General features: G+C 50.2%; 6 protein-coding genes. 2 read left to right on the top strand and 4 right to left on the bottom strand.

Annotation, left to right across the window (positions count from 1 at the left end; all coding sequences use genetic code 11):
* Positions 1–279, top strand: a 279-nt coding sequence (locus tag DEF47_RS11770) for a hypothetical protein (protein ID WP_287045149.1), incomplete at its 5' end; no start/stop codon positions are given.
* Between the two features lie 79 nt (positions 280–358).
* Here the strand turns inward: DEF47_RS11770 and DEF47_RS11775 are convergent.
* The 4 genes from DEF47_RS11775 to DEF47_RS11790 all read right to left on the bottom strand — a co-directional run bounded on the left by DEF47_RS11775 (position 359) and on the right by DEF47_RS11790 (position 2,955).
* Complete coding sequence (locus tag DEF47_RS11775; protein WP_012190850.1) at positions 359–877, bottom strand: hypothetical protein; 519 nt, start codon at positions 875–877, stop codon at positions 359–361.
* A gap of 80 nt (positions 878–957) precedes the next feature.
* Positions 958–1,713, bottom strand: a complete 756-nt coding sequence (locus DEF47_RS11780) for a sortase (protein WP_012190849.1) — start codon at positions 1,711–1,713, stop codon at positions 958–960.
* 64 nt (positions 1,714–1,777) lie between these two features.
* On the bottom strand, positions 1,778–2,323 hold the full coding sequence (locus tag DEF47_RS11785; protein ID WP_012190848.1) for a nucleotidyltransferase: 546 nt from the start codon (positions 2,321–2,323) through the stop codon (positions 1,778–1,780).
* Positions 2,324–2,337: 14 nt separating this feature from the next.
* Positions 2,338–2,955 (bottom strand): GNAT family N-acetyltransferase, encoded by a 618-nt coding sequence (locus tag DEF47_RS11790; RefSeq protein ID WP_041304630.1) that lies wholly within the window; start codon positions 2,953–2,955, stop codon positions 2,338–2,340.
* Positions 2,956–3,006: 51 nt separating this feature from the next.
* Between DEF47_RS11790 and DEF47_RS11795 the strand changes: the two genes are divergently transcribed.
* The gene (locus tag DEF47_RS11795) at positions 3,007–4,104 is read left to right on the top strand and encodes a hypothetical protein (RefSeq protein WP_012190846.1); all 1,098 of its coding nucleotides are present in this window, start codon (positions 3,007–3,009) and stop codon (positions 4,102–4,104) included.
* Positions 4,105–4,180: the final 76 nt, after the last annotated feature.

Consider the following 4,180-nt stretch of genomic DNA (forward strand, 5'->3'; position numbering starts at 1 on the left):
GAACGCGCCAAGGAAACGGCTTCGGTGGTGGGTGAACGCGCCAAAGATGCTGCGAATGTGGTTGGTGAAACTACCCAGCATGCGGCCCAAGCTGTAGCCCATAAAACTGGTGAAGTTGCGACTGAGGTTGGCCGTAAAGGTCGGCGTGCCCGCACTGGCTTGCGTTCGTTTATTTTGGGGATTGTGGCTGGATTGTTGACCACACCCGCTACTGGCGAGCAAGTACGGCGCGATTTGCGTCAAAAACTCGAAACGAACCTCAATCGCGTGCTGGGCTAAATTTGCCAAGCCTCTTCCTAAGCGCAATAAAGCCCCGGCAACCGTCATTGCCGGGGCTTTTGATTATATAAAACGTTTTTTAGAAGTGATGAATTTCTTGGTGACGACGAACGACCATGCGGCGACGACGAACCAATAAGAAGATCCCACCACCGAGTAAGAGTGGAAACAGCAAGAAGCCAAAGGGTGAACCATCACGATGGTGATACTCATATTGGAAGTGTGGTTGTGGCTCGGTCCATGGTGCGGCTGGCATCGCATCGCGCATTTCAGTTTGAACATCGCGCATTTCTTCGCGTAAGTTGGCCATTTCTTCGCGGAATTCAGCGCCACTGTCGCGCAAGTTTGAGCCAACAGTTTCATTGATTTCGCTTTGCACATCGCGCATTTCAGCTTGTAGATCGCTCATTTCAGCCTCAAAATCAGCCATGTTTTCGTGAAAATCTTCCCCGCCTTGAGAAACAGCATAGGCCACTTCTGAGTTCCATTCGCGATCATACTCATATCGGTCGCGCCCAAAAAGGCCATTACCTATATTGCTGAATAATGCAATGATCCCTGCGCCGATCAAAAGCAAGCCTAAAGTTCGTTTTGTCATATTATTGCCCCTTTGTGATGACCAAGATTGTCAATAGCTGTTCATCTGACGGCAGGGGATAATAATTTGTTGCAATCGATTTAGCGCATCTGCCAATTGCTGCCTGCAGGTTGCTCGGTGGCGATCGTGTAGGGCACGGCTCGCACAATAATCCGCTGGTCAAAGGCGTTGGGGCCAGCTGGCGGCCAACAGGTGATCAGGGTTATCGTTTCGGTGGAGGTCGGGTTCATGTAGGCGGCATTGGTTAGGCGTTGTTCTTCCGAAACGCCAACTTCTTGCACCCGTTCGTTGGATTGCACCACATACAGATATTGTTGGCCGTTGCTATAGAGCACAATTTGGTCGCCTGGCTGGGTCTCGATCAAACGATCAAAGACCGGAGCCGAGCCACCAACATGGCCTGCTAGCACAATATTGCTTGGTTCACCAGGGTTGGCGCTACCTTGATGATGGCCAACCGCATATTTAGCAACCTGCCATGTTGCTACGTCATCTTGCAATTCCCAACCTACCTCGATCACCTTTTGATCAACCTCGATACGCGGAATTTGAATCCGGCTGATCGTGGAGTGGTCGCTGGTAACCAGCGTTGGTGGTTGATCGCTGGCAGTTTGTTGATTGAGCGTGGGGGCTTGAAATGTCGTTATTGCTGGCTCAGGGGTGGCGATGATTGGCGCAGCAATTGGCAGCGTGCTATCACCACGCGCCGCTAAGCGATTATAAAAATCATCAGCGTACATCCCACCAACATACAGCAACAAATACATACCACAAAAGAGCAGCAGGTTGCCGAGTGTCCAAGCGATAGGATGGGCTGGTTGGGTGGTTTTCATCATACGCTACCGAGCATTAATCAATTAAAAAGGCACTACAGGCAATGCGCCCATAATGCCTTAAAACTTACAGGGTTACGCCCATATCGGCAATGCGTGGCGTAACGATGGTGGTTGCATTGCTGGTTTGCAAGCGTTGGCGCAAATATTCAAGGTCGAGTTGGTGACGCTTGATAATGCCTTCGCAATCGACAATATCAAACCGTTGTTGCTCAGGCCCACGATACAAAATTAATTTATGCACCAATACATCTTCGGGAGCCAAAAAGAGCACGCGTGAGCCAAGCAATGGTTTGCGTTGCAACCGTTCGATCATCGGTGGATCAAGCACAAATGGATAAATGTTGCCATTTAGCCGAATTGTCAAATCTTCTTGCAAAATAATCCCGCGCCATAAAATGCGTCCGCCATCGTATTGCACAGCCTTTTGGCCTTGTTGCAACAAGCGGGCAATTTCGCTTAGGGTATTGGCTGGCACAATAATATCAATATCGTTAATTGGCCGACGGCTGCCATAGAAGTGGGCAGCGGCTCCACCATAAATGCCCCACGACATAGCTGCGCCGTCGAGGAGCTTTTGAACGACCGCCAAGTTTCCTGCAATCAGCGACATACACTGCTTCCTTCTTATTGATTAACGTGGATAACTGACCGATGTTGAGCCGCTTGCCAATCACTCCGTTCGAGCGTCATGTCGTAAAATTGCACCCACACCCCATGGCGACCTTCCTTGATAAAGGGGGCGATGCGTTCGCGGGTGGCTTGATCGAGCGTTTGCATAAAACGCCAGCCAGCATCGCGCCAATGATGACCATTGTATTGAAAGCCAAGCCGGCGATAGCAGCGCACCGCACGTTCATTGACTGAGGCCACATCAAGCACCATGGTTTGAAAGCCTAAGGTGGTGAAAAATGCTTGCAGAAACGCGGCCAAGCCTTCGGTGCCATAGCCTTGACTCACATATTGAGGGCCAATTGTGATGCCAAGCCGCGCCGAGCCACTAGCCGAATCAATATTGCGTAACGTAATTCGCCCAACTAGGGTATGATCACGCAGCGCTATCGCATAGGTTCGCCGAATGTCGTTCATCCAATCGCCGCCAACCGTCACTCGATCGGGCAAGTTCCAAATGCTGCTCAGTGGTTCGGTGAAGGGTGGCCAACGATCCATGGTTTGATAATCTGCCCGTTGCCAGCGACGAATTACCAGTCGTGGTGCGGTTGCAATGATTGTATCATTCGTCATAGGCTGCCTGTTGTTGATAACCGTTTCCAACATTTATTATAGCATGGTGATATGAAACGATTCTATATTGTTTTGGTACTAATTAGTTTGCTGTCTGGGTGTGATATCGATCAGCCACAACCAACCGTTGTGGTTATTCCGACCTTGGATTTACGCCCAACGCCCACGCTATTGGCGCTGGCTACCGTTCGCCCAACTCCCAGCATCAATCAACCAACAACTGTGCCTTTGGCAACGCCAAGTGTTGGTACTAACACGGTTATAAGTGCGAGCGATCAGCTATTAGTTGACAAGAATGATGTTGTTCGGACACAATTTGGCCCATTATCGCCGAGCCAGCAATGGCTCATCACGCAATCAATCACTCAAGAGCAATTCGAGTTGCATGCGCCAGGCTTGAGTTTTATAGCGCTGAGCCGCAGTTATCAGGGCCAAGCTTTGGGTTGGTCGAGTGATGGAGCGTTGCTCTTGTGGCGTTCGCAAGCCCAGCCTGATTTGCTGCAAGCGATCGAGCCATTTAGCGGCCAATCGGCTACGGTACTGACCTCGACCAATGGCTTGATTCAAGCCGCCTTGATGACCAACAGTGCGCTGTATTATGCGGCGGGTGATGATGATTTGCGGATTATGCAAGTGGGTGGTAATACACAGGAGCAGGTGATTATTCGGCTGCCCAAGCGGCAATTGCTGGCTGGGGGATTACAACTTAGCCCAAATCGCGATCAGTTGGCGTTGTTGCTGCAAGTGCGTGATCAAACTGCTTTGGAATTGCAGCTTTTCGATCTGCCAAGTAACCAAATTCGGTTGCTCGATCAAAGCCAACGTGGCACGAATACGCCGCGCTTGGTTTGGAATGCCCGTGGAGCCTTGGCCTACTACCTTGGCGATGATTTTCGGATTTACGAACCAAGCCTTAATACGATTCAGGCGACTAATTTGGGGGTAGAGCCGTTGGCTTGGCTTGATGATGGGATTATCGTTCGCAGCTTGGATCGCAATGCGCTGGTCTATTGGTCGCCAACCCAAGTCTATCCAATTAATGATTCTGCTGGCGAACCACGCTATGCCAACGATTTGCAAGCATTGGATCAAACACAGTTTTTGTTGCTCAATCAAGGGGCAATTTGGCAGATTCAGCTTGAGCAGTAGTTCGCTATCAGTTTTCATTTCTTCGCCCACCAGTCCACTATCTTTCAAAGGTGGGTTTTTAATACGCATGGGTGAT

Origin of the sequence: Herpetosiphon sp. (assembly GCF_003512625.1) — a bacterium.
GTDB lineage: Bacteria > Chloroflexota > Chloroflexia > Chloroflexales > Herpetosiphonaceae > Herpetosiphon > Herpetosiphon aurantiacus.